This is a genomic window from Gelidibacter salicanalis, assembly GCF_016469035.1.
Classification (GTDB): Bacteria; Bacteroidota; Bacteroidia; order Flavobacteriales; family Flavobacteriaceae; genus Gelidibacter; species Gelidibacter salicanalis_A.
Genome location: NZ_JAEHJZ010000107.1, coordinates 1 through 259, shown reverse-complemented (window position 1 = coordinate 259; position 259 = coordinate 1). Strand labels below are relative to the sequence as shown.

1 pseudogene is annotated in these 259 nt (G+C 50.6%); it reads right to left on the bottom strand.

Annotated features, from left to right (window positions below):
- A pseudogene (locus JEM65_RS21050) lies at positions 1-259 on the bottom strand (chitin-binding protein); the annotation flags it as partial.

Genomic DNA, 259 nt, shown 5'->3' with positions numbered 1-259 from the left:
CTGGCCGCCACGAAACACCTCATAGGACACCACACCCACATTATCCGTAGAAGCGGACCAGGTCAATTGCGCACTGTTGGTTGTAATATTGGAGGCCGCCAACGTAGTCACCGCGGAAGGCGATTGTGTATCAGGGTTGGAAAGTGTGGTAACATTAACGGTATTGCCCGCCAGTGAGGCATTGCCCGCAAGGTCATTAGCCAAAACCGTAAATGAATATGTCGTATTAGATGTAAGGCCTGTCACCGAAAAAGAAGGC